Annotated in this window: 1 protein-coding gene; it reads right to left on the bottom strand. The window is 40.2% G+C overall.

What is annotated here, in order from left to right:
- Positions 1-212 (bottom strand): deaminase (locus ACFINO_RS11665; RefSeq protein ID WP_375656018.1); only part of this gene is annotated, 212 nt, incomplete at its 3' end.
- Between the last annotated feature and the right edge of the window lie 293 nt (positions 213-505).

Raw genomic sequence — 505 nt, 5'->3', positions numbered from 1 at the left:
TCAGGAAGTCTTTCGCTTTGGAATGCTTCGCAAGCCATACGGATAACGCGGATTTCTGCGTGTCCTGTAGGATCATATGCGGCTTTTATAGAGTTCCCAGCACGTACAATAATTGATTGACCGCGGGTGATAACTGCGCCTACAGGGACTTCATCTTTTTTTGCTGCCCATTGTGCTTCTAACAGGGCTATTTCCATGGGAGTTAAAGTCATACTGTTCTTTCTACTTTAAAGTTTAGAGAGCCAAAAGGCTTCTTCTATTCATAGAGAGGTGTGCTGTGAAGTAAATGAGCTCTTTCTTATTTAACAAAGGGGATGTGATTGCTTTTGAAACTATTTAAAACCAACTTGCAAGTAAATGGGTACATTATGCTGCTAAAGGATAGAAAATGATAAACGATTGTGCTACTCCCCTTTTTCAGGATAAGCAGTATGGTGCGTGTGAACAATTTGCTGAACGTACTAGAAGAGATTGGTGTGAAAAGCAAATGAATGAAAACAGTGAA

Source organism: Bartonella sp. AA83SXKL, from assembly GCF_042196965.1.
In the GTDB taxonomy this organism is placed as follows: Bacteria; Pseudomonadota; Alphaproteobacteria; order Rhizobiales; family Rhizobiaceae; genus Bartonella.
The sequence above is the reverse complement of the archived record's forward strand: the minus strand, read 5'-3'. Positions and strand labels throughout refer to the sequence as shown.